Raw genomic sequence first — 19,856 nt, 5'->3', positions numbered from 1 at the left:
GTTCAGCGTTGAACTGAGGCGATCCAGTTCAACGCTGAACTATTGGCGTGACGCTATCACAGGCCCCACTCGGGGGCAACGACTCAGTTCTGGTCGGTCCCGAGGATCAGCGCCCGCAGCCGCTCGATCGGTAGCTTCGGCTCGCGGTCCTCGGTCAGGAGCCCGTTGGTCTCCTGGAGCGTGTCGGTCAACTGGGTCCAGCACCAACCGGACAGGCCCTGCTCGCGCCCGCCGCCGATCGTGCCGCGCTGCACCGGACGCAGGATGTCGCCCACCCGCCGGTCGTAGTCCTCGGCGCTGGAGGCCTCTGAGTAGCCCCACGCGTTCGCGGCCGCCGGGCCGGTCGTCCACTTGACGCCGCCGAATTCGGTGAGCATGACCGGCTCACCCGAGTCCACAGTGCCTTCGAGGCGGATGCGGCGGCCCGCCGGGCCGATCCCCGCGATGTAGGCCCGCAGCTCCTCCTCCGAGACGTCGTAGCGCTCGGCCAGGACCTCGGTGTCGGACTCGTAGTCGTGCACCGTCCACAGGTCCGAGGTGCCCAGTTCCCAGCCGTCGTTGGAGATCACCGGCCGGGTCGGGTCGAGCGCCTTGGTCAGGTGGTACAGCGCCTCGGCCAGCGCCCGGTGGTCGGGCCGCGAGGCGAGGTGCTGGACGCCCCAGCTCTCGTTGAGCGGCACCCAGGTCACGATCGACGGGTGCGCGGCGTCGCGGCGCACCGCCTCGGTCCACTCGGCCACGGTGCGGCGCACGGTGACGTCCGAGAACGTGTAGGTCGCGGCCATCTCGCCCCACACCAAGAGCCCGAGCCGGTCGGCGTGGTACAGGAACCGCGGGTCCTCGACCTTCTGGTGCAATCGGACCGAGTTGAAGCCCAGTTCGCCGATGAGCTCGGCCTCGCGCCGCAGCGCCGCCTCCGAAGGGGCCGCGAGGTGCGACTGGGGCCAGTAGCCCTGGCTGAGCACCGAACGCAGCACCACCGGTCGGTCGTTGAGCAGGAACCTCCCGCCCTCGACCGCGACCGAGCGCAGCCCCAGGTAGCTCGCCACGACGTCCCCGCCGCCGGAGCCCTCGACGCTGACCCACGCGTCCAGGAGCGTTGGCGAGCCCGGCCGCCACAGCATCCCCTCGTAGTGCTGGCCGTTGTTCTGGCCCGCGATCGGGACCGTGACGCTGACCTGCGTGCCCTCGACGCGCGAGGTGACCTCGCCGAGCTCGGTGTCACCGTGGGCGACGCGCACCCGCACCGTGGCCTCGGACCTGCGGTTGAGCGTCACGTGCGCCGTGGCGGTGCCGTTCGTGAGGTCGCTGGTCCAGTTCAGGTGCTCGATGTGCAGCTCGGCCACCGACTCCAGCCACACCGGCTGCCAGATCCCGGTGGTGCGCTGGTACCAGATCGCGTGCGGCTCCTCGTGCCAGTCCTGCTTGCCGCGGGGCTGGGCGATGTCGAGCGGGTCGTCCTCGGCCCGCACCACCAGGACGCGCGGTGCGTCGGCCCCGCCGAGTTCGTCGGTGAGGTCGACCGTGAACGGGGTGTGCCCGCCCTCGTGCGCGCCGACCTTGCGCCCGTCGAGCCAGATCTCGGCCCGGTAGTCCACGGCTCCGAAGTGGACGAGGAGCCTGCGGCCGGTCTCGTGCCCGACCTCGGCCAGGTCCGCCGCGGTGATCTCGCGCCGGTACCACACGACCGGATGGAACCCGGTGGCCCCGATTCCGGACGCGGGGGACTCCGGCGGGAAGGGCACGGTGATCGACTGCGGCAGGTCGCGGCCGTCGAACCACCGCTCGGCGAGTCCGGCGTTCGCGTCGTCGTGGGCGAAGCCCCACTGCCCGCTCAGATCGAGGAACGAGTCCCGCAGCATCTGCGGGCGCAGCCGCGCGACCTCCTGCTGCGCTGCTCGAATGTCGAATGTAGGCGACTGGTCGTTCATAGACGAAGCTCCCTGAGGTGTATGATTCAACGTTGAATGTAACAGGCGCGGCGGCCGAGATCGACCCCGCGGAAACCGTTTTTTCAGGGAGTCCCATGGCGCGCGCACGAGTCACCCTCGCCGACATCGCCGCCCGCGTCGGCGTCAGCCCCAAGACCGTCTCCAACGTCGTCAACGGCACCGGCTGGGTCGGCGCCGAAGTCCGCGAGAAGGTCCTCGTCGCGATCGACGAACTCGGCTACCGCCCCAACCTCGCCGCCCGCCAACTGCGCAAAGGCTCCAGCGGGGTCCTCGCGCTGGCCCTCCCCAGTCTCGCCGAGCCCTACTTCGCCGAACTCGCCGCCGTGTTCGTCGACGCCGCCCACGACCGCAACCTCACCGTCCTGGTCTCCCAGACCCGCGGCCAGCGCGACCGCGAGATCGAAGCCCTCGACGGCATCCGCCTGCCCGCCATCGACGGCCTCATCATGAGCCCCCTCGGCCTCGAAGCCGAAGACGTGGCCGAACGCCGCCGCGACTTCTCGTTGGTCCTCGTCGGCGAGCACGGCGAACGCATCGCCGCGGGCCGCGAACACCACGTCGGCATCGACAACGTGGCCGCCGCCGCCGCGGCCACCGCCGAACTGATTGCCAAGGGATGCAGGCGGATCGCCACGATCGGCGTCCAAGATGAGGGCGCCGCCGAGACCTCGCGCGACCGCTTCGCCGGGTACGCGCTGGCCCTGCGCGAGGCGGGCCTGACCCTGGACGAGTCCCTCATGGGCCACGTGCGCACCTTCAACCGAGCAGAAGGCTCCCGCGCCGCCCAGCACCTGATCGACTCAGGAGCGGAATTCGACGGCCTCCTGTGCTTCAACGACACCCTCGCGATCGGCGCGCTCTACGCCCTCGCGGTCCGCGGCCTTCGCGTCCCCGACGAAGTCCGTGTCATGGGCTTCGACGACATCGCCGACGGCCGCTTCTCCACCCCCGCCTTCTCCACCATCGCCCCCGGCCGCGAAGCCATAGCCAACCGAGTACTCGACATCATCGCCGCCCCGGACGCCACCGAACCGGGCCACCACGAGGTCCCGTTCGCGCTCGTCATCCGCTGACCCAAGCCTCGACCACATCCAAGTCCCCCTCGGTGACCCCGAGAGAGGCCTTGACAGGGAGCAGCAGCGCCCGGCCGGGATGGTTGTCGACCACCCACGCGGAGTCGTCGGCGGTGATCTCGTCGTCTATCCACACGAACGGTCGGCCCGAGGCCCACGCCACGAGCGTTCGCGTCTTCCAGTGCAGGTTGAACCACCGGTCCTCTTGCGCGCCTTCCGGTGTCGGTTCCGGCCATCGCACGACCGGCAGCGCTTCGAGACCGAGCCTGGGCGCGACCTCTCGGTTGGCCTCGTCCTCCCAGGTGGTGGCCCACACGAGCTCGCAGCGAAGTGTGGCCAGGCGGCGTCCGATGTGCGGGTCGACTCGCGCGAGGTACGGGTTCGCGGACGGCGCGGATGGGGCGGACCGGCCGAATGGGATCACGGTGCCGTCGATGTCGAGGAAGAGCAGGGGGCGGTCGCTCATGGCGGGTCGGTGGGGATTCTGCCGGTTTCGTGGGCCCACATTGCCGCTTCCACTCGGTTGCGGAGGCCGAGTTTGGTGAGGATTCCGGTGATGTGGGTCTTGACCGTGCCCAGCGACAGGAACATCCGTGCACCGATCTCATTGTTGGTCAGGCCCATCGCGAGCAGCGCGAGCACCGCTTCCTCCCGCTCCGACAGCGGCGTGGACGGTTGGCGCACCTGCTTCTGCGGGCGGGCGAACTCCGCCAGGAGCCTGGCCGTGATCTGCGGCGAGATCAGCGCGTCGCCGTTGGCCGCCGCTTGCAGCGCCTCCTTGATCAAATGCGGCCCGGCCTCCTTCAGCAGGAACCCCTTCGCTCCGGCCCGGAGCGCGCCGTGGACATATTCGTCCAGGTCGAAGGTCGTGATCACCACGACCGCGATCGGGGAGACCACATGCTCGCCCGCCAGCAGCGAGGTCACCTCGATCCCGTTCAAACGCGGCATCCGAATGTCCACAAGGGCCACATCAGGGCGCAGCTCCTGCGCCAGCCGCACCGCCTCCACCCCGTCCGCCGCCTCGCCCACGACCTCCAGGCCCGGCTGCGCGTCGATCAAGAGGCGCAGGCCCGTGCGCACCGGCTCCTGGTCGTCGGCCACGAGTACTCGAATCATGCGTTGCCCCCCAAGGGAATCGAGGCCCGAAGCGTCCATCCGCCCGCCGGGTCCGGACCCGACGCGACCTCGCCGCCCAGCAGCGCCGCGCGTTCGGCCATGCCGAGCAAACCGTGCCCGCCGCTCGACGTCATCGCGGATGCGGCGCCGTCGTCGGTGACCACGAGTCGGATCGACCCCTCGTCCACCGTGATCGACACGTCCACCCGCGTTGCACCCCGCGCATGCCTGCGCGCGTTCGCAACGCCCTCCTGCGCGATGCGATACAGCGTCGAAGCCACCATCGTCGGCAATTCAACCGCCGCCTCGACTCGCACCGCCACCTCCGGCGGCCCCGGATCGGCAAGGCCCGCAAGCTCTTCCATCCCCGCGGGCGGCCGGTAGTCGGCCGGAACCCGCAGCGTGTGGACCAGCGACCGCACATCGGCCAGCACCGCGTGCGCCTCGCCCTCGATCACCCCGAGCGACTCGGCCACGCGCGCGGTGTCGCCCGGGTCCGCGCTCGCGACCTGCGCGTGGATCACGATCGCCGAGACGTGATGCGCGACCGTGTCGTGCAGGTCCCGCGCGAGCGCCTCGCGCTCGGCGGCCCGCACCGCTTCGAGCCGGCGCTCGCGCGATTCGACCCGCTCGCGCCGCAGCATCCCGAGCGCCATCGCACCGCCGAGGAACGCGATCCCGGCGATGATCTCGGTGAAGGTGTCGGAGCTGGGCAGGCTCGACACCGCCAGGCCGACCGCGACGATCACCGCGCCCACGACGCAGTCGCGCGCCGAACCCCAACGGAACAGCGCGTACGGGACCGCCAGGAACACCGCCGAGGTGCCCAGCGCGTTCGGTTCGATCAGCGCGAGGCCGTGCGCGATCGAGAAACCCGTGGTCGTCGCGGTCATGATCGCCACGCACGCCAGCGGATGCGTGCGCCGCCACAGCAGCAGCGGCAGAAGCGCGAGGGTCACCACCGTCGCGGCGATCGGCCAGACCAGATCGGTCCGCGCCGAACCCTCCACAATGGCAGCCAGTGCCGCGACGATCGCGAGCAGCACGTCCCGCGTCTTCGGCCCTTGGGCTCCGGGAGCGCGGGGGAGCAGCCACATCGAGTCGAGTGCCCGCCACACCGCCCGAATCCTGTTCACGCCGTGATCATCGCAGAGCGCGCCTGGTTCGCCGCCCTGCGCCTGCGGGCGATGATCCATTCGGCGACCAGCGCGTTGATGAGCCAGGCCGCGTCCATCTGGATCAGACGCGTGAGCGCGTCCGGCTCGCTCATCATGATCACCGACGGCCCGGAGGTGAGCACCTGCGTGCCCGCGCCCATCGCCAGCGCGTAGGCCCGGATCATCCACGACCCGTGCGCGAAGTAGTCCCGGCGGGCCACCGCGGCGACGCCGAGGAGCAGGAACGCGATCATCAGCGCCCCAACGATATAGCGCGACACGGCGACCGCGCCCGCGTCGGTGGGCGGCACGTCGTAGGCCGCGGTCATCCACAGCCCGGTCCCGGCGAGCACGAGCCCGGCGGGCACGAGCAGGTACCGCCCGGCGAAGCGGTGCCAGCCGTTGCGTCGTCGCCGCAGCCCCGGCAGGAACTGGAACGCGCCCACGAGCGAGTAGACCAGCGCGCAGACGATGTGCAGGACCACCGGCGCGGGCATCTGTATGAAGCGGGCGTTGGCAGCGGTTTCGGTTGCGCCCGTGGCGATCTCGCCGACGCGGAAGCCACCGGCGATCGACGGGACGAGCGCGAGCAGGATGAGCCCGACCGCGATAGGCCAATCGCGGCGGCGGGTCTGAGGAGTGTCCATACGAGGATCGTCGCCGCAGGCGCACAGGTCTCGCTTCAGCCATGTGGCCGGTTCCCGGCGGCGCCGCCCGCCGCGACCCCTCCCGGTCGAGTCCGCGGGGACCGGTTCGAGAACGGCGGCCCCGGCCGAGCCGACCCGCTCAGCCCACCTTCACCGTGACGCTGTGCAGACCGGTCGCGCCGTCGGGCAGGACGCCCTGCGAGACCTCGGTCTGCTCGACCCCGTCGCCATCGGTGGCGCGCACCGTGAGTCGGTGTTCCCCCTCGGTTGCGTCCCACGCGTATCGCCACTGCCGCCACGTGTCCCCCGTGGCCGCATCGGACAGTTCGCACGAGTGCCACTCGCCGTCGTCCACGCGCAGGTCCACCGCCGAGATCCCGCGGTGCTGCGCCCACGCGACTCCCGCGACCACCACCTCGCCGCTGCCCGCCCTGGTCCTCGGGGTGTCGATCCGTGACTGCGTCTTGATCGGCCTCGGGGTCGACCAGCCGCGGGTGATCCAGTAAGCGTCATAGGCGTCGAATGTGGTCAGTTCGAGTTCGGTGAGCCACTTCGTGGCCGAGACGTACCCGTACAACCCCGGAATCACCAGCCTTGCGGGCCAACCGTGGTCGACCGGGAGCGGTTCGCCGTTCATGCCCAGCGCGATCATCGCGTCCCGGCCGTCGAACACGAGTTCGGTGGGGGAGCCCGCGGTCCAGCCGTCGCTGGAGCGTGACACGAGCTGGTCGGCTTCGGCCGAAGGCCCGGCCTCGGCGAGCAGGTCCGCCAATCGCACGCCGAGCCAGCGCGCGTTGCCGACCAGGTCGCCGCCCACCGGGTTCGACACGCATGCCAAGGTGATGTCGCGTTCGATCAGCTCGCGCCCCAACAGATCGTCGAAGCTGAACGTCAGTTCGCGGTCGACCATGCCGTGCACGCGCAACGACCAGGTGTCCACGTCCACGCGGGGCACCGTGATCGCGGTGTCGATCCGGTAGAACTCCCCGTTCGGGACCCGGTACGGGGTGAGTCCCTCGACCTTGAAGTCCGCCACCGGCCCCGGCTCGGTCGCGGGCAGGTCCGGCTCGGGCAGCCGCACCGCTTCCCGGTCGGCCTCGATCGCGGCCGGTCCGACCCGGCTGGCCCACCACGAGGCGCCGACCGCTGCGGCGGCCACGCCCGCGAGGACCCCGAAGAAGGCCCGGCGGCCCGCCTCGGCCCGCGTGCGTTCGCGCCGGTCCCACCAGGTCAGGCTCGCCAGCGCCACGACAGCGGCCACCAGCGACGGCACCACCGCGCCCGCGCCGAGACCCGGCCTGGTCACGGCTGCCGCGGCCCCGAGGAGTCCGAACCCGGCGATCAAGCTTCTGGCGAGCCGAGGCCGCGTGCGCCACAGTGCCCCGACCCCGGCCCCCGCGGCCGCGACGCCGAGTGCGATCCCGGTGATGAGCAGCGGCTTGTCGGCGGTGCCGACCAGTTCGATGAACCAGTGCGACACCGAGAGTGGGACGACCGCGATCACCGCGTCGCTCAGCGCGGACAGCGGCGCGGCGCGCGGCAGGGCGAACGCGGCGATCAAGTGGCCCACCGCGAGGCCCGCGAGTGCGGCGACGAGTCCGGCCGCGGCCCAGGCGCGCGGCGCGTCCGTAGGCGTGGAGTTCACTTCTCCATCATGACCCCGCGCCGCTCGAAAGCGCCGCTCCCAGAACACTTCGGGTTCTTTATCTTTCGGAGTTCAGGCCGTCGCCGTGCGTGAGGTGACCCGGTCGATTCGCGTGCTTGTTCCCGAATGACCTTTTGTTTCCCTTGGCGGACAAGCGAAAAGAAGGCAATTGTGACCCTCATCGCCTATGCGTACGGGTGTGGCATGTGATAAACAATAAAGAAACCTGTCTATTCGCAAGGAGCGATCGTGTCACAGACCCCTCGACTCACCCGAGACGAACTGTCCGCTGTGGTCACCAAGGCCCTCGCCGAGACCCTCGGCCACGACCTGCCCGACATCGACGCGGACACCAAGCTCTTCGACGACCTCTCCCTCGACTCCACCAGCATCCTCGGCCTCATGGTCAACCTCGAAGACGCCCTTGAGATCGAGATCGACCCCGACTCGATCTCCGAGGAGCACTTCGCGACCTTCGGGTCCCTCACCGGCTTCCTCCACGAGGCCGCCGAAGCCGCGAGCGCCGGTCGCTGAGGCCGCGTGGCAGCCGCGGCCTGTCGCCTTGAGGCGGCGATCGACCTACCGCTGGACGGCATCGCCGTCAGCGCCGACGTGCGCACGTTCCACCGCTACTCGATGGGCGTGTCCACCCTCGCGGGCATCGAGGACACCGGTGCCTGGCCCGAGGACGCGCCGGGCCTGTCCTACTACCAGATGACCGAGGCCGCGCTCGACGAGTTGGCCGGGCACGGCCGCGTGGACGCGGTGTACTTCACCGCGAGCGTCCCGGACTGCCAGGTCTCCCAGTTCCTGTCGCAGCTCGTGGCCCGCCGCCTCACCCCGCTCCCGCACGTCCTCGGCCTCACCGACCAGGGCCCGGTGGCCACGTTCACCGCACTTCGCCTGGCGCGCAGGCGCATCGAGACCGGCGAGGCCGAACGCGCGGCGGTCCTCGTACTGGAGCACCGCATGTTCCCCTCCGCGGTGGACCTCGGCCGGGACGCGGCCGACCGCGCGGTCCTGCTCGTCCTCGGCACCGGCCCGGGACGGCCCGTCGAATCGGTCCGGATCGCCACGGGCCGCCAGCCTCAGCAGGACTCGACCCTCGTCGCCCCCGCCGCCGTCTGGGCCGCCCTCGCCCGGGCCCCTGAAAACGAACCAATGCGACTGACCGGGCACGACCCGGGCACGGGCCTGGCCGGAGAGGCGGTGTTCGGTGCCCGCACCTGACCTCGCCCGCACCGCCTACGCCGAAGGCCTCCCCAGGGCCTTCGCCGAACTCGCCGCGGCGCATCCGGAATGGTCCCCGCGAGGCCACCGCGGCTACGCCGTGGTCTCCGGTCCGCACGCCGCGCTCCTGCGCCCTCTCCCCACCGACGACGGCGAACTCTCCCTGTGCCGCTTCGAGAACCCCGATCAAGCCCCCGATCCCCAATGGGCACTCGCAGTCGCCGCGATCCGGCTCGGCGGCGCCGAACGCCTCGTCCGCCAATGCGTGCAGCACCTCTCGCGCCGCAAGATCCAAGGCCGCATGACCCTGGCACACCCGGTCGTCCGCGCCCACGTGGCCGACTCCGTGCTCGACCTCGCCGAAGCGCGCCAGTGCCTCGGCTCGCCCGGCTTCGATCACATGGTCGACGGCGTGGTGCGCCGCAGCCTGCGCCAGTTCGGGGCCGCCGGGTACGTGGACGGCCCGGCCCGCAGGCTCGCCCGGGCGCTCGACCTGCTGTCCGATGTGTACCGCGAAGGAGCGGGCGATGACCGATGACGACCTGACGCTCCGCGCGATCGGCCGCGACCTCGCCGAGGAACTGCGCCGCCACTCCCTCGACGTCCACGAAGGACGCGAGAGCGCCGAGACCGTGGTGGCCTCGCTGCCGCCCGAGTTCTGGTGCCTGGGCATGCGACCGGACCGCAACCCGCGCCCGCTCGAACGCGACGGCAAGCGCCCCCCGGTGCGCTCGTGCCGCGAGTTCACCGCCCTGATGGAAGAGCTGTGCCGCGGCGACGCCGGACTCGCGCTCGCGATGCCGTTCTCCTCCATGTCGGCCCTGCTCATGGAGCAGATGCTCTCCGAGGAGCAACTCGAGGCGCACTACGCGCGCATGGCCGACCGTCCCACCTGGACGTTCTTCGCGCTCACCGAACCCGAACGCGGCTCCGACGCCGGGGCGATCACCACCAGCCTCGAACCGGGCGAGGACGCAGCGATCCTCGACGGCGTCAAGCGCTACATCGGCAACGGCGTGCGGGCGTACTGCGGCATGGTGTTCGCGCGCAACACCGCCGCCTCCGGAATGTTCGCCGTCCAACCGGTCCTGGTCTCGGCCGACGCCCCCGGGTTCAGCGCCGAGCGGCTCGACACCGCCGGGCTCAAAGGGGCCGCGCTCAGCGAGATCCGCCTCGACGGCGTCGAGATCCCGAACGCGGGGGAGTCGGACGCCGGCCCTTCGGGCCTGCGCGGGGCCATGCAGACCTTCGACACGTTCCGGCCCTGCGTCGGCGCGATGGCCCTCGGCGCAGGCGTGGCCGTCTACGAATACGTCGAAGGCGAACTGCGCCACCGGACCCGCAGAGCCTGGCAGGACCGGTTCGCGCACCGCATCGGCGCCACCCGCGGCCTCATCGCCGAAGCGGCCACCGCGATCGACGCGGGCAGGGGCGACGGCTCGGTCTCCTCTGCCGCGAAGCTGTCGGCGGTGCGCCTGGCCGACGAACTCGCCGCCGCCGCGGTGGCCGCGCTCGGCCCCGCCGCCCGCCTGGAGCACCCGCTGATCGACAAGTGGGACAACGACATCCGCGGCATCGAGTTCATGGAGGGCACCTCCGACATCCAGCGCCAGACCATCGCGCAGGGCTGGATCGCCGGAAGGCTCCCGATCGCGGGTGCCGCGCGATGACCCAAGACCACGCATGGCGGCCCGTTGCCGCACAGGCCCATCGGGCGGACGTCGACCTCTGGTGGATCCCCGTCCACGGCCCCGAACCTCGCCGCGAGGCTCGGGCCGTGGCCGCGGCGATCCTCCAGGCCGCCACCGGCGTCTACCCGCTCGACCCGCGCACCGGCGAACCGGCCTGGGCCACAGGCGAACACGGCAAACCCGGACCCGTCGCGGGACGGCACTGGAACCTTTCACACGGCCGCGGCTGGGCCCTCGTGGCGCTCGCGGGCCATCCCGTGGGCGTCGACCTGGTCCACGTCGAGTCCCTGGTCCGCCCCGAACGCGTGGCCGCGCGCTACTTCGCGCCCGCCGAGGCCGCCCGGATCGCCGACGCGGCCGAGCCCCGCCCGCTCGTCGCGACCGCCCTCGCCCGCAAGGAGGCCCTCGCCAAAGCGCGCGGGTCCCGACTCCTCGACCTCCTCGGCACCGACGTCACCGCGGACTTCAACGACGAAGCCCCCGGGCCGGTCCGAATCGCCGACCTCGCCGCCCCTCCCGGCCACGCCGCGGCCGCGGCCTCCGAGCACCTTCATCTGCGACAGCACGTCTGGAGAAGCACATGCGACACCCAGCGCCCGAACGCACCGCTCAGCGCGGGATCACCGCCCGCCCCATCGCGCCCGCGCCGGAGGGGACACTGCGCCGCCTCGACGACGAGCGCTTCGAGGTCACCGGCTACGCGCTGACCTCCCGCCTCATCAGCGACGCCCGTATCCGCCCCGGCACCACCGGACTCACCGAGCGCATTCCGCCCGAATGGCGCGAGAGCCCGGTGCTGAAGCTGTTCGCCGACATGATCCTGCTGAGCCTGCCCCCGCGCCACGGCTCGATGCGCCGACTCGTCCAGGGCTGGTTCATGCCCGGTGAAGTGTCCAAACTCGACACACTGATCACCGACACCGCCGACCTGCTCATCGCGCGGGCCGCCGAGGCCGCCCAGGACGGACCCGTGGACTTCGTCTCGGCTGTGGCAGTTCCCTTGCCGCTGCATGTGATCGCCGACCTCATCGGCATCCCCGAGGCCGACCGGGTGCGCCTGGCGGGTTGGTGCGACCGCCTCGTGCAGGCCATGTGGCACTCGGTCGAGGAGATCGCCCGCGCGACCGGCGCGGCGTTGGTCATCGTCAAGTACTTCCGCGACCTCCTCGGCGGCCGATTCGGGCAGCCGAGCGGCCTCGCGGCCCGCATGGTCGAGGACGGCGACCTCACCGAGGACGAGACGATCGCGAACCTCGTGTTCCTCGTCATCGCCGCCACCTTCACCACCAGCGACTTCATGAGCTCCGCGGCCCGCTTCGCGTGCGAAGACGCGGACTTCCGCGCCGCACTGCGCGCCGAGGCCCGCCCCGAGGCCGCCGTGGACGAGTCGCTGCGCCTGCACCCGCCGATCAAGCGGCTGCTGCGCAACGCCGCCGAGGACGTCCAGATCGGCGACGAGGTGATCCCCGAAGGCGCGCTCATCGAGTTCGACGTGGTCAAGGCCAACCGCGACGCCTCGGTGTTCGAGGAGCCCGACCGGTTCCTGCCCGGCCGCCCGGGCCGCAAGCCGCTCAGCTTCGGCCACGGCCTGCACTACTGCGCGGGCTGGGCGCTCGGCAAGGCCGAGGCCTCGCTGCTCCTGGCCCGCTTCTGGCAGCGCTTCGACCGCATCGAACTCGCCGGCGACCCCGTCCCCAAGGCCCACCCGTTCCAGCTGGGCTACCGCTCGATCCCCCTGAACCTGCGGTGAACGCCATGAAACGCAACGCGATCGACGTCTCGGTGGCGATCATGACCCACCCCAGACGCCGGGCAGAGGCCGAGGCGCTCGCCGCCTCACGCCCCGAACTCGACGCGACCGTGGTCGTCGACCCCGACCCCGAGGGCCCCGGGAACCTCCACTGCGCCGCCGCGGCCTGGGCCGCCCGGCGGCCCGAGGCCACCCACCACCTCGTGCTCCAGGACGACTGCCGCCTCTCCGAGCGCTTCACTTCGACCGTCCTGGACTTCACCGAGCGCTACCCGCACCAGGCGCTCTCGCTGTTCACCTACTGGGCCACCGGTACCGCGGCGGCCCTGCGCACCGCGGCCGCCGCCGGGTGCCGCGTGGCCGAGGTCCGCGAGTCGTACTTCCCGACCGTGGCCGCGATCCTCCCCTCCCACCTCGCCGACGGGTTCGCCGAGTTCGTGTCCGACCACGAGGACCTGCCCGAGGCCGACGACATCACGATGGGCGCCTACCTCTACTGGCGCGGCGTCAAGCGCCTCGCGGTGGTGCCGTCCCCTGTGGAGCACACCGGCACGGTCAGCCTGGCCGGGAACGACTACCAGGGCGACCGCGAATCGGTGTGCTTCGAGGACGACGCCGACCCGGCCGGGCTCACCTGGGACGCGGCCGAACCGGACGCGATCTCGGGGCTCGACCCGACCCGCCCCGGCCAGGACCACGGCTACCGGGCCCACCGCAACCTCCCGACCCGGTTCTTCGTGGCCCCCTGGACCCACCGCCACGGCGCGAAGGCCCTCGCCGCCATAGGAGCGGAGGACGCCGAGGCCACAAGGGACGAGGCGATCGCCGCGTTCCTGGAGTCGGCGCCGACCGCCTCCCCGCAGCAACTCTCCTCGCTCTGGCTGGCGGGCTTCACGTTCGGCGCCGACCTCACCGCCACACCCGTGCGCACCTACGCCCCCGAAGGGCCCCGCACCCCCAACCGCCTCCCGCTCGACGCCGCCGAGGCCGTGAAGCTCCTTGAGGAGCCCGTCCTCGGCCAGAGCCTGCGCACCACCGCGAAAGGCCTGGGCGCCTTCGCGGACGAACCCGCCGACACCGCCGCCCTCACCGAGTTCTACCGGGCGGCCGTCGCCTCCGGCGCGGCCCACTCCAGAGAGGACTGACCCATGCGCCTGAGCATCGTCACCGAGAGCTTCCGGCCCCAGCTCACCGGCGTGGCCGAGACCATCGTCCGCATCGTCGACTCCCTGCGCCGCCTCGGCGTCGAAGTCGAGGTCATCGCCCCCGAGCCCGGCCCGGGCGAGCGCGTCCCCGAGTTCCCCTACAAGGTCCACTGGATCACCTCGAAGACGCTGCGCCCCATCGCGCCCGTGCGCCTGGGCATGCCGGTCCCCGCGATCGGCGAGGCCATCGCCGCGTTCGCGCCGGACGTGGTCTACCTCGCCAGCCCGTACATGATGTGCGCGCGGGCCGCCACGGCCGCGAAGGAACTCGGCATCCCGGTCATCGCGAACTTCCAGACCCTCCCCGAGGCCATCGCGGGCCCCGGCAAGCAGGCGTTCGCCGCGACGATCTGGAAGCAGATCGAGAGCATCCACCGCCTCGCCGACCTCAACCTGGCCCCGACGCAGACCGCCGCCGACGCGATCAGCGCGCGCGGCATCGAAGGCGTCCGGGTGTGGCAGCACGGCATCGACACCGTCCAGTTCCGGCCCGAACTGCGCTCCGAGCGCCTCCGCGACGCCCTTGCGGGCGACAGGAAGCTCCTCGTGGGCTACGTCGGGCGCGTGACCCCGCAGAAGCAGATCGACCTCCTCGCGGCCACCGCCGAACTCGACGACGTGGCGTTCGTCGTGGTCGGCACCGGCAGCGACGAGGCCCGCATCGCCGAGCTCATCCCGAACGCCACGATGCTCGGCCCCCGCCGGGGCACCGCGCTCGCGCGGATCTTCGCCTCGCTCGACGTGTTCGTGCACCCCAGCGGCCTGGAGACCTTCGGCATCACCGTGCGCGAGGCTCAAGCCAGCGGCCGCGCCGTGGTGGTCCCCGACGAAGGCGGCTCGGCCGACCTGGTGGCCCACGGCGTGGACGGCCTCCACGCCGAGACCGAGAACCCTGCCGCGTTCGCCGAGGCCGTGGCCGCGCTGCGCGACGACACGACACTGCGCGAACGCCTCGGTGTGGCGGCCCGCCGCACCTGCCTCGACTACGACTGGGACGCCCTCACCGCCGACCTGGTCGACATGGCCGAGGCGCTCGTGGCCGCGAGGGGCGGCCGCCCGTGACCGCCATCGCCGAGGTCGCCTCGTTCATCCCCCCGACCGGCCCCACCGTGCGCGAGATGGCCGCCGAACTCGCCCTCGACGCGGCCGAAGTCCGCCTCCTCGAACGCTTCTTCGGCATCCGCGAGATCCGCACCGCACCCGAACTCGACCACGCCGAACGACTCCAGAAAGCCGTCGAGAACCTCCCCGGCTGGCCCGAGGTCCGCGACCGCGTCCGCTACGTCGTCGCCGCGCGAACCTATGTGGACACCTCGCTCGCCCGGCCCGTGGCCGTGCACGAACTCACCCGCAGGCTCGGCCTCCAAGGCGCCCAGGCGATGACCGTCGTCCAGCACGCGTGCGCCTCCGGTCTCCTCGCCGTGGCCACCGCCGGGGAACTCCTCGCGGGCGAAGACCCCGACGCGCTGACGCTTGTCGTCTGCGGCGAAGTCCCCACAGTGGACCACCGCTACATCCCGCGCACCACCTTCATGGGCGACAGCACCGCCGCTCTCCTCGTCACCGCCGAAGGCCCCGGCGACACCGTCCTCTCCCACGCCTGGTCGGTGAGCCCTTACAACGACGACATGGGCGAGGTCGTGGCCTCCCTGGTGGACTCCGATCTGGTACTCCGCGTCCACCGCGACTACACCGGCGACCGCCCGGACGGCCCGGCCCCCGACTACACCGACGAAGTCTGCAACGTGATGACCGACGCCCTCAAGCAGGCCGACCTCACCCTCGACGAGATCGCGCTCGTCCTGCCGCACAACGTCAACCGCATCTCCTGGGTGCGCATCTGCCGCCGCCTCGGACTCCCGCTCGACAAGGTCCTCCTCGACCTCATCGACCACACCGGGCACTGCTACACCGCCGACGCGTTCCTCAACCTCGCCGAGGCCCGCGGGCGCGGCCTCCTGCGGCCCGGCGACGCCTACCTCGCCGTCGGCGTCGGCCTCGGCGGCATCTACTCGGCAATGGCCCTCAGAAGATAAGGAAGCGACATGACCGACCCGCACACCCCGGCCCCCCGCGTCCTCCTCGGGAACTTCGACGTCGAACGCCGCTGGGCCGAAGGCGTCCTCGCCCTCCCCGAGATCGCCCGCGCCAGCGCGAACGCCGTCACCAACCACCTCGGTGAGCTCGCTTTGCTCCTGGCCCGCCCTGGCGACGCCGTGGTCCTCAAGGCCGCGCCCGACCCCGACTTCCTCGACCGACTGCGCTCGGTCGGGTTCGCGACCGCCGACATCGTCGTCGCCGAGTCCACCGAGGCGGCCCGCACCGTCACCCAGGACCTCCTCGACTCCCCGGCCGCGCTCGAACGCCTCCGGGCCCTCGCCGCCGAAGGCGCGACCCTCGCGCCCCACGGCTATTCCGAGGACGAGGAACGCCTCTCTCGCGAGACGGGCCTGGCCGCGCCCCTGCCCTCAGCGGCGCTCGCGGCCCGCGTCAACAGCAAGATCTACAGCCGCCGCCTCTGCGCCGACCTCGACATCCGCCAGGCCCCCGGCTGGGAATGCGAGACCCTCGCCGAGTTCGAGGCCCTCGAAGCGCCCGTCAAGGCCGCCCTCGAACGCGGCACCACCGTCGGCGTCAAATCCGCCCTCGGGGTCTCCGGCCGCGGCATCACCACCCTGACCAAACCGTCCCAATGGGACGGACTCGTGCGCCTCCTCCGCGGCCAGGCCAGAAAGGCCGGCACCGACGCGCTCGCCCTCGTGGTCGAGGAATGGCAGGCCAAGGCCACTGACGTCAACTACCACTTCACCATCGACGCCGAAGGCCGCTCCCGCTTCGACTTCGCCGTCGAGGCCGTCACCGAGAACGGCCGCCACATCGGACACCGCATCCCCGCCGACCTCGCCCCCGGCCACCTCGACGAACTGCGGTCCTGCGCCGCGCTCATCGGGGCCCGGCTCGCCGCCGAAGGCTACCGCGGCCCCGTGGGCGTCGACGCCCTCGTGTGCCAGGACGGCACCCTCATGCCGGTCTTGGAGATCAACGCCCGCAACAACATGTCGACCTACCACCTCGACGTGGTCCGCCGCGCCCCCGGCCGCGCCGCCGTGGTCCAGTTCGACCTGCGCCTCCACGCCGCCCTCCCGTTCCCCGCGCTCGCCGCCGCGCTGGAGGGGACCGAGATGGACGCCGCGCTCGAACACGGCTTCCTCGTCACCGGCTTCGCGCCCGTGAACGCCAACGCCGGGACCAAGGACCCCTTCCCCGGCCGCCTCCACGGGATCCTCTGCGCCCCTTCCCAATCCGACCTGGCGGCGCTCCACGACGACGTCGCCTCCCGCCTCACCCGACTCGAGGAGCACCATGTCCGATGACCACCGCGTGCAGGGGGTGCCGGTCGCCGACATCCTCGCGCGACACGGCTCGCCCGCGTACGTCTACGACGCCGACCACCTGCGCGAACGCTACCGCGAACTCCGCGCCGCGCTTCATGGGCGCGTCGAGGTCCACTACTCCCTCAAGGCCAACCCCAACCTCGCCGTCACCGCCGTCCTCGGCCGCGAAGGCGCCGGAGCCGAGGTCTCCTCCCTGGTCGAACTGGAGACCGCCCTGCGCGCCGGGATCGGTCCCGAACGGATCATCTTCCTCGGCCCCGGCAAGAGCCGCGCCGAACTCGAAGCCTGCGTCAAGGAGCGCGTCGCGCTCGTGGTGGCCGAATCGGTCGAGGAATGCCGCATCCTCTCCGATATCGCTGCGGCCCAAGGGGTCCGGCCCCGCGTCCTGCTCCGCGTCAACCCCGGTTTCGAGTCCAAGAAGAGCGGCCTGGCGATGGGCGGCAAGCCCCGCCAGTTCGGCATGGACGAGGACGTGGTCCGCGCGCTGTGGACCGACGGCTCGGCGCTCCACGGCGTCGAGGTCGAGGGCCTCCACGTCTACATGGGCACCCGCATCCTCTCCGCCGAGTCCATCGGCGAGCACACCGCGCGCATCCTCGACCTGGCCGCGCAGCTGGCCGACGAGACCGGCCTGCCGGTGCGCACCGTGGACTTCGGCGGCGGCTTCGGGGTCCCCTACTTCGCGAACGAGTCGGCGCTCGACGCGGCCGACGCGTGCCGCCGCATCAACGAGGCGGTCGAGGCGTTCCTGGAGGACCGCCCGCAGACCCGGTTCATCCTCGAATCGGGGCGCTACCTGACCGCCGAGGCCGGGATCTACGCCGCGACCGTGCGCTATGTCAAGGAGTCCCACGGCGAGCACTTCGCGGTGCTCGACGGCGGCTCGAACCACCACATGGCCGCGGCGGGGATCGGCTCGTTCGTGCGCCGCAACTTCCCCGCGAAGCTGCTGGGCCGCTCCGGCGGCGAGGAGCGCGCGTGGAACCTGACCGGGCCGCTGTGCACCCCCAACGACACGATCGGCGGCGGTGTTTCGCTCCCGGCCGACCTCGCCCCCGGCGACGTGGTCGGCATCCTCAGCGCGGGCGCGTACGGCCCGACCGCGTCGATCGGGCGCTTCCTCAGCCACGGGTTCCCCAACGAGATCCTGGTCGACGGCGGCGTGGACCACCTCGTGCGCGCGGCCGACACGGTCGCCGACATGCTCGGCCCGCAGCGCCTCCCCGCGTCCCTCGGAGGCGACGCATGAGCGCCGCGGTGAGCGTCGCAGGGCTGACGATGGTCTACGGCGACAAGCGGGTCCTCGACGGCGTCGACCTGGAGATCCCCGCCGGGGAGATCGTGGCCCTCTTGGGCCCCAACGGGGCCGGGAAGACCACCACGATGGAGATCCTGGAGGGCTTTCGCGGCCGCTCGGCCGGGACCGTCGAGGTGCTCGGCGAGGACCCCCAGACCGCCGGGGAGCACTGGCGCTCGCGCATCGGGGTGGTCCTCCAGCACTGGGAGGACCACGCCAACTGGCGGGTGGGGGAGTTCCTGGGCCTCCTGCGCGACCACTACCGGCCCTTCGGGGACTGCTGGGACACAGCCGAACTGCTCGACGTCGTGGGCCTGGAGTCCAAGAAGGACTCCGTCGTCAAGGTCCTCTCCGGCGGTCAGCGCCGCCGCATGGACCTCGCCGCCGGGCTCATGGGCCACCCCGAGCTGCTGTTCCTCGACGAGCCCTCGAACGGCCTCGACCCGGTCTCGCGCCGGGCCTTCCAGGAGCTGGTCGCGAAGCTCAACCGGGACCTGGGGATCACGATCCTGATGACCACGCACGACCTCCACGAGGCCGAGCGGCTCGCCGACCGGATCGTGGTGCTCATCGGCGGACGCGTCCACGTCGAGGGCACCGTGGCCGAACTGAACGAGGAGACCGGCGCGAAGGCCGAGGTCCGATGGACCGAAGACGGGCGGCGGCACGTCGAGTTCAGCACCGCGCCACTCGAACTCATCGACGCGGTCCGGGCTCGCACCGGCGGCGAGATGACCGACCTCGAAGTGCGCCGGTCCTCCCTTGAGGACACCTACCTGGCGATGGTCGCCCGCGTCCACGCCGGAGCGGCGTTCTCCGCGAACGAACCCGAGGAGGAGGCGCGATGACCGCGGCGACGGTGTTCCAGAACAACCTGCGCAACGGCCTGCGCCGCGGCGCGGTCGAGACCCGCATCATGCTCACCACCCCCGGCGACCTGGTGATGGCCCTCGGGAGCCTCGCGATCATGGTCTCGGTGCTCACGATCGCCGGGAACGGCACGTTCGAGGGCTCCGAGCTCGACCTCGGCTCGATGAACTTCCCGTCCGTGCTCGGCGCCACCCTCGTGACCGGCACGGTGCCGATGATCGCCGGGAAGCTCGCGTGGTCCAAGGCCAGCGGCGAACTCCTGCGCGCCAAGGCCATCCCGCGGGGCCTGGGCAGCTTCCTGGTGGGCCACACCATCTCCGTGTCGGTGTTCGCCCTGTTCACCGTGGTCGGGATGCTCCTGGCGGGCCTGCTGTTCTTCGACGGCCTCGTGTTCTCCCTGGGCCGCTTGGGCATCCTCGCGGGCGTCACCGCGATCTCGCTGGTCTGCCTGATCCCGCTCGGCGCGGTCCTCGGCAGCCTGCTGTCGAACCCGCGGCACGTGGGCATCGTCCAGCTGCCCCTGACCGTCCTCATCGGGATCTCGGGGATCTTCTACCCGCTCGCGGCCTATCCGGCCTGGTTGCAGTCGTTCGCGGAGGTGTTCCCCGTCTACTGGATCGGCCTGGGGATGCGCGCGGCGATGCTCCCCGAGGGCATGGCCGCCGTCGAGCTCGGCGGCCAGTGGCGCCTCGGCCAGGCCTTCGCCGTCCTCGCCGTCTGGGCCGCGGTGACCCTGCTGCTCGCGGTGCCGCTGCTCAAACGTATGGCGCGCAAGGAATCAGGCGCCGCACTCAAAGACTGAACCGACTCCGGAAGGCGAACTCC

The 19,856-nt window shown here is 71.6% G+C and carries 20 protein-coding genes; 14 read left to right on the top strand and 6 right to left on the bottom strand.

Features of this window, described 5'->3' with window-relative positions; all coding sequences use genetic code 11:
• Positions 1-83 precede the first annotated feature (83 nt).
• Positions 84-1,931, bottom strand: coding sequence for a glycoside hydrolase family 2 TIM barrel-domain containing protein (locus AB0B28_RS10560; protein ID WP_360119404.1), 1,848 nt, complete (start codon positions 1,929-1,931; stop codon positions 84-86).
• 95 nt (positions 1,932-2,026) lie between these two features.
• Between AB0B28_RS10560 and AB0B28_RS10555 the strand changes: the two genes are divergently transcribed.
• Positions 2,027-3,025, top strand: a complete 999-nt coding sequence (locus tag AB0B28_RS10555) for a LacI family DNA-binding transcriptional regulator (protein WP_360119402.1) — start codon at positions 2,027-2,029, stop codon at positions 3,023-3,025.
• Here AB0B28_RS10555 and AB0B28_RS10550 read toward each other — a convergent pair.
• The 5 genes from AB0B28_RS10550 to AB0B28_RS10530 form a co-directional block, all read right to left on the bottom strand.
• Positions 3,015-3,491 (bottom strand): HAD domain-containing protein, encoded by a 477-nt coding sequence (locus tag AB0B28_RS10550; RefSeq protein ID WP_360119400.1) that lies wholly within the window; start codon positions 3,489-3,491, stop codon positions 3,015-3,017. The genes AB0B28_RS10555 and AB0B28_RS10550 overlap by 11 nt on opposite strands.
• Complete coding sequence (locus AB0B28_RS10545; protein ID WP_360119398.1) at positions 3,488-4,144, bottom strand: response regulator transcription factor; 657 nt, start codon at positions 4,142-4,144, stop codon at positions 3,488-3,490. The genes AB0B28_RS10550 and AB0B28_RS10545 overlap by 4 nt, the downstream gene beginning before the upstream one ends.
• Positions 4,141-5,190: a histidine kinase gene (locus AB0B28_RS10540; protein WP_360119396.1), complete on the bottom strand. Its 1,050-nt coding sequence runs from the start codon at positions 5,188-5,190 to the stop codon at positions 4,141-4,143. The genes AB0B28_RS10545 and AB0B28_RS10540 overlap by 4 nt, the downstream gene beginning before the upstream one ends.
• 86 nt (positions 5,191-5,276) lie before the next feature.
• Positions 5,277-5,948: a DUF2306 domain-containing protein gene (locus tag AB0B28_RS10535; RefSeq protein WP_360119394.1), complete on the bottom strand. Its 672-nt coding sequence runs from the start codon at positions 5,946-5,948 to the stop codon at positions 5,277-5,279.
• Positions 5,949-6,087: 139 nt separating this feature from the next.
• A complete protein-coding gene (locus tag AB0B28_RS10530) occupies positions 6,088-7,593 on the bottom strand; it encodes a molybdopterin-dependent oxidoreductase (protein WP_360119392.1) in 1,506 nt (501 codons plus the stop codon).
• A gap of 249 nt (positions 7,594-7,842) precedes the next feature.
• Between AB0B28_RS10530 and AB0B28_RS10525 the strand changes: the two genes are divergently transcribed.
• From AB0B28_RS10525 to AB0B28_RS10465, 13 genes are all read left to right on the top strand, one after another.
• A complete protein-coding gene (locus AB0B28_RS10525) occupies positions 7,843-8,127 on the top strand; it encodes an acyl carrier protein (RefSeq protein ID WP_360119390.1) in 285 nt (94 codons plus the stop codon).
• A 6-nt stretch (positions 8,128-8,133) separates the two neighbouring features.
• Positions 8,134-8,823, top strand: a complete 690-nt coding sequence (locus AB0B28_RS10520) for a hypothetical protein (protein ID WP_360119388.1) — start codon at positions 8,134-8,136, stop codon at positions 8,821-8,823.
• Complete coding sequence (locus AB0B28_RS10515) at positions 8,810-9,361, top strand: acyl-CoA dehydrogenase family protein (protein WP_360119386.1); 552 nt, start codon at positions 8,810-8,812, stop codon at positions 9,359-9,361. The genes AB0B28_RS10520 and AB0B28_RS10515 overlap by 14 nt, the downstream gene beginning before the upstream one ends.
• Positions 9,351-10,493 (top strand): acyl-CoA dehydrogenase family protein, encoded by a 1,143-nt coding sequence (locus AB0B28_RS10510; RefSeq protein ID WP_360119384.1) that lies wholly within the window; start codon positions 9,351-9,353, stop codon positions 10,491-10,493. Before AB0B28_RS10515 ends, AB0B28_RS10510 begins: the two co-directional genes overlap by 11 nt.
• Entirely contained in the window at positions 10,490-11,221 is a 732-nt protein-coding gene (locus AB0B28_RS10505) for a 4'-phosphopantetheinyl transferase superfamily protein (RefSeq protein ID WP_360119382.1), read from the top strand. Before AB0B28_RS10510 ends, AB0B28_RS10505 begins: the two co-directional genes overlap by 4 nt.
• Before the next feature lie 107 nt (positions 11,222-11,328).
• The gene (locus AB0B28_RS10500; protein WP_360119509.1) at positions 11,329-12,264 is read left to right on the top strand and encodes a cytochrome P450; all 936 of its coding nucleotides are present in this window, start codon (positions 11,329-11,331) and stop codon (positions 12,262-12,264) included.
• 5 nt (positions 12,265-12,269) lie between these two features.
• Positions 12,270-13,409 (top strand): hypothetical protein, encoded by a 1,140-nt coding sequence (locus AB0B28_RS10495; RefSeq protein ID WP_360119380.1) that lies wholly within the window; start codon positions 12,270-12,272, stop codon positions 13,407-13,409.
• 3 nt (positions 13,410-13,412) lie between these two features.
• Complete coding sequence (locus AB0B28_RS10490; protein ID WP_360119378.1) at positions 13,413-14,531, top strand: glycosyltransferase; 1,119 nt, start codon at positions 13,413-13,415, stop codon at positions 14,529-14,531.
• Positions 14,528-15,505 (top strand): 3-oxoacyl-[acyl-carrier-protein] synthase III C-terminal domain-containing protein, encoded by a 978-nt coding sequence (locus AB0B28_RS10485; protein WP_360119376.1) that lies wholly within the window; start codon positions 14,528-14,530, stop codon positions 15,503-15,505. Before AB0B28_RS10490 ends, AB0B28_RS10485 begins: the two co-directional genes overlap by 4 nt.
• A 9-nt stretch (positions 15,506-15,514) precedes the next feature.
• The gene (locus AB0B28_RS10480) at positions 15,515-16,843 is read left to right on the top strand and encodes a hypothetical protein (RefSeq protein ID WP_360119374.1); all 1,329 of its coding nucleotides are present in this window, start codon (positions 15,515-15,517) and stop codon (positions 16,841-16,843) included.
• On the top strand, positions 16,833-18,113 hold the full coding sequence (locus tag AB0B28_RS10475) for an alanine racemase (protein WP_360119372.1): 1,281 nt from the start codon (positions 16,833-16,835) through the stop codon (positions 18,111-18,113). The genes AB0B28_RS10480 and AB0B28_RS10475 overlap by 11 nt, the downstream gene beginning before the upstream one ends.
• A complete protein-coding gene (locus AB0B28_RS10470) occupies positions 18,110-19,009 on the top strand; it encodes an ABC transporter ATP-binding protein (protein ID WP_360119370.1) in 900 nt (299 codons plus the stop codon). The genes AB0B28_RS10475 and AB0B28_RS10470 overlap by 4 nt, the downstream gene beginning before the upstream one ends.
• Entirely contained in the window at positions 19,006-19,833 is an 828-nt protein-coding gene (locus AB0B28_RS10465; RefSeq protein ID WP_360119368.1) for an ABC transporter permease, read from the top strand. Before AB0B28_RS10470 ends, AB0B28_RS10465 begins: the two co-directional genes overlap by 4 nt.
• Positions 19,834-19,856: the final 23 nt, after the last annotated feature.

Origin of the sequence: Glycomyces sp. NPDC046736 (genome assembly GCF_040645615.1) — a bacterium.
Taxonomy (GTDB): Bacteria; Actinomycetota; Actinomycetes; order Mycobacteriales; family Micromonosporaceae; genus Glycomyces.
This window is presented reverse-complemented; position numbering and strand designations above follow the sequence as displayed.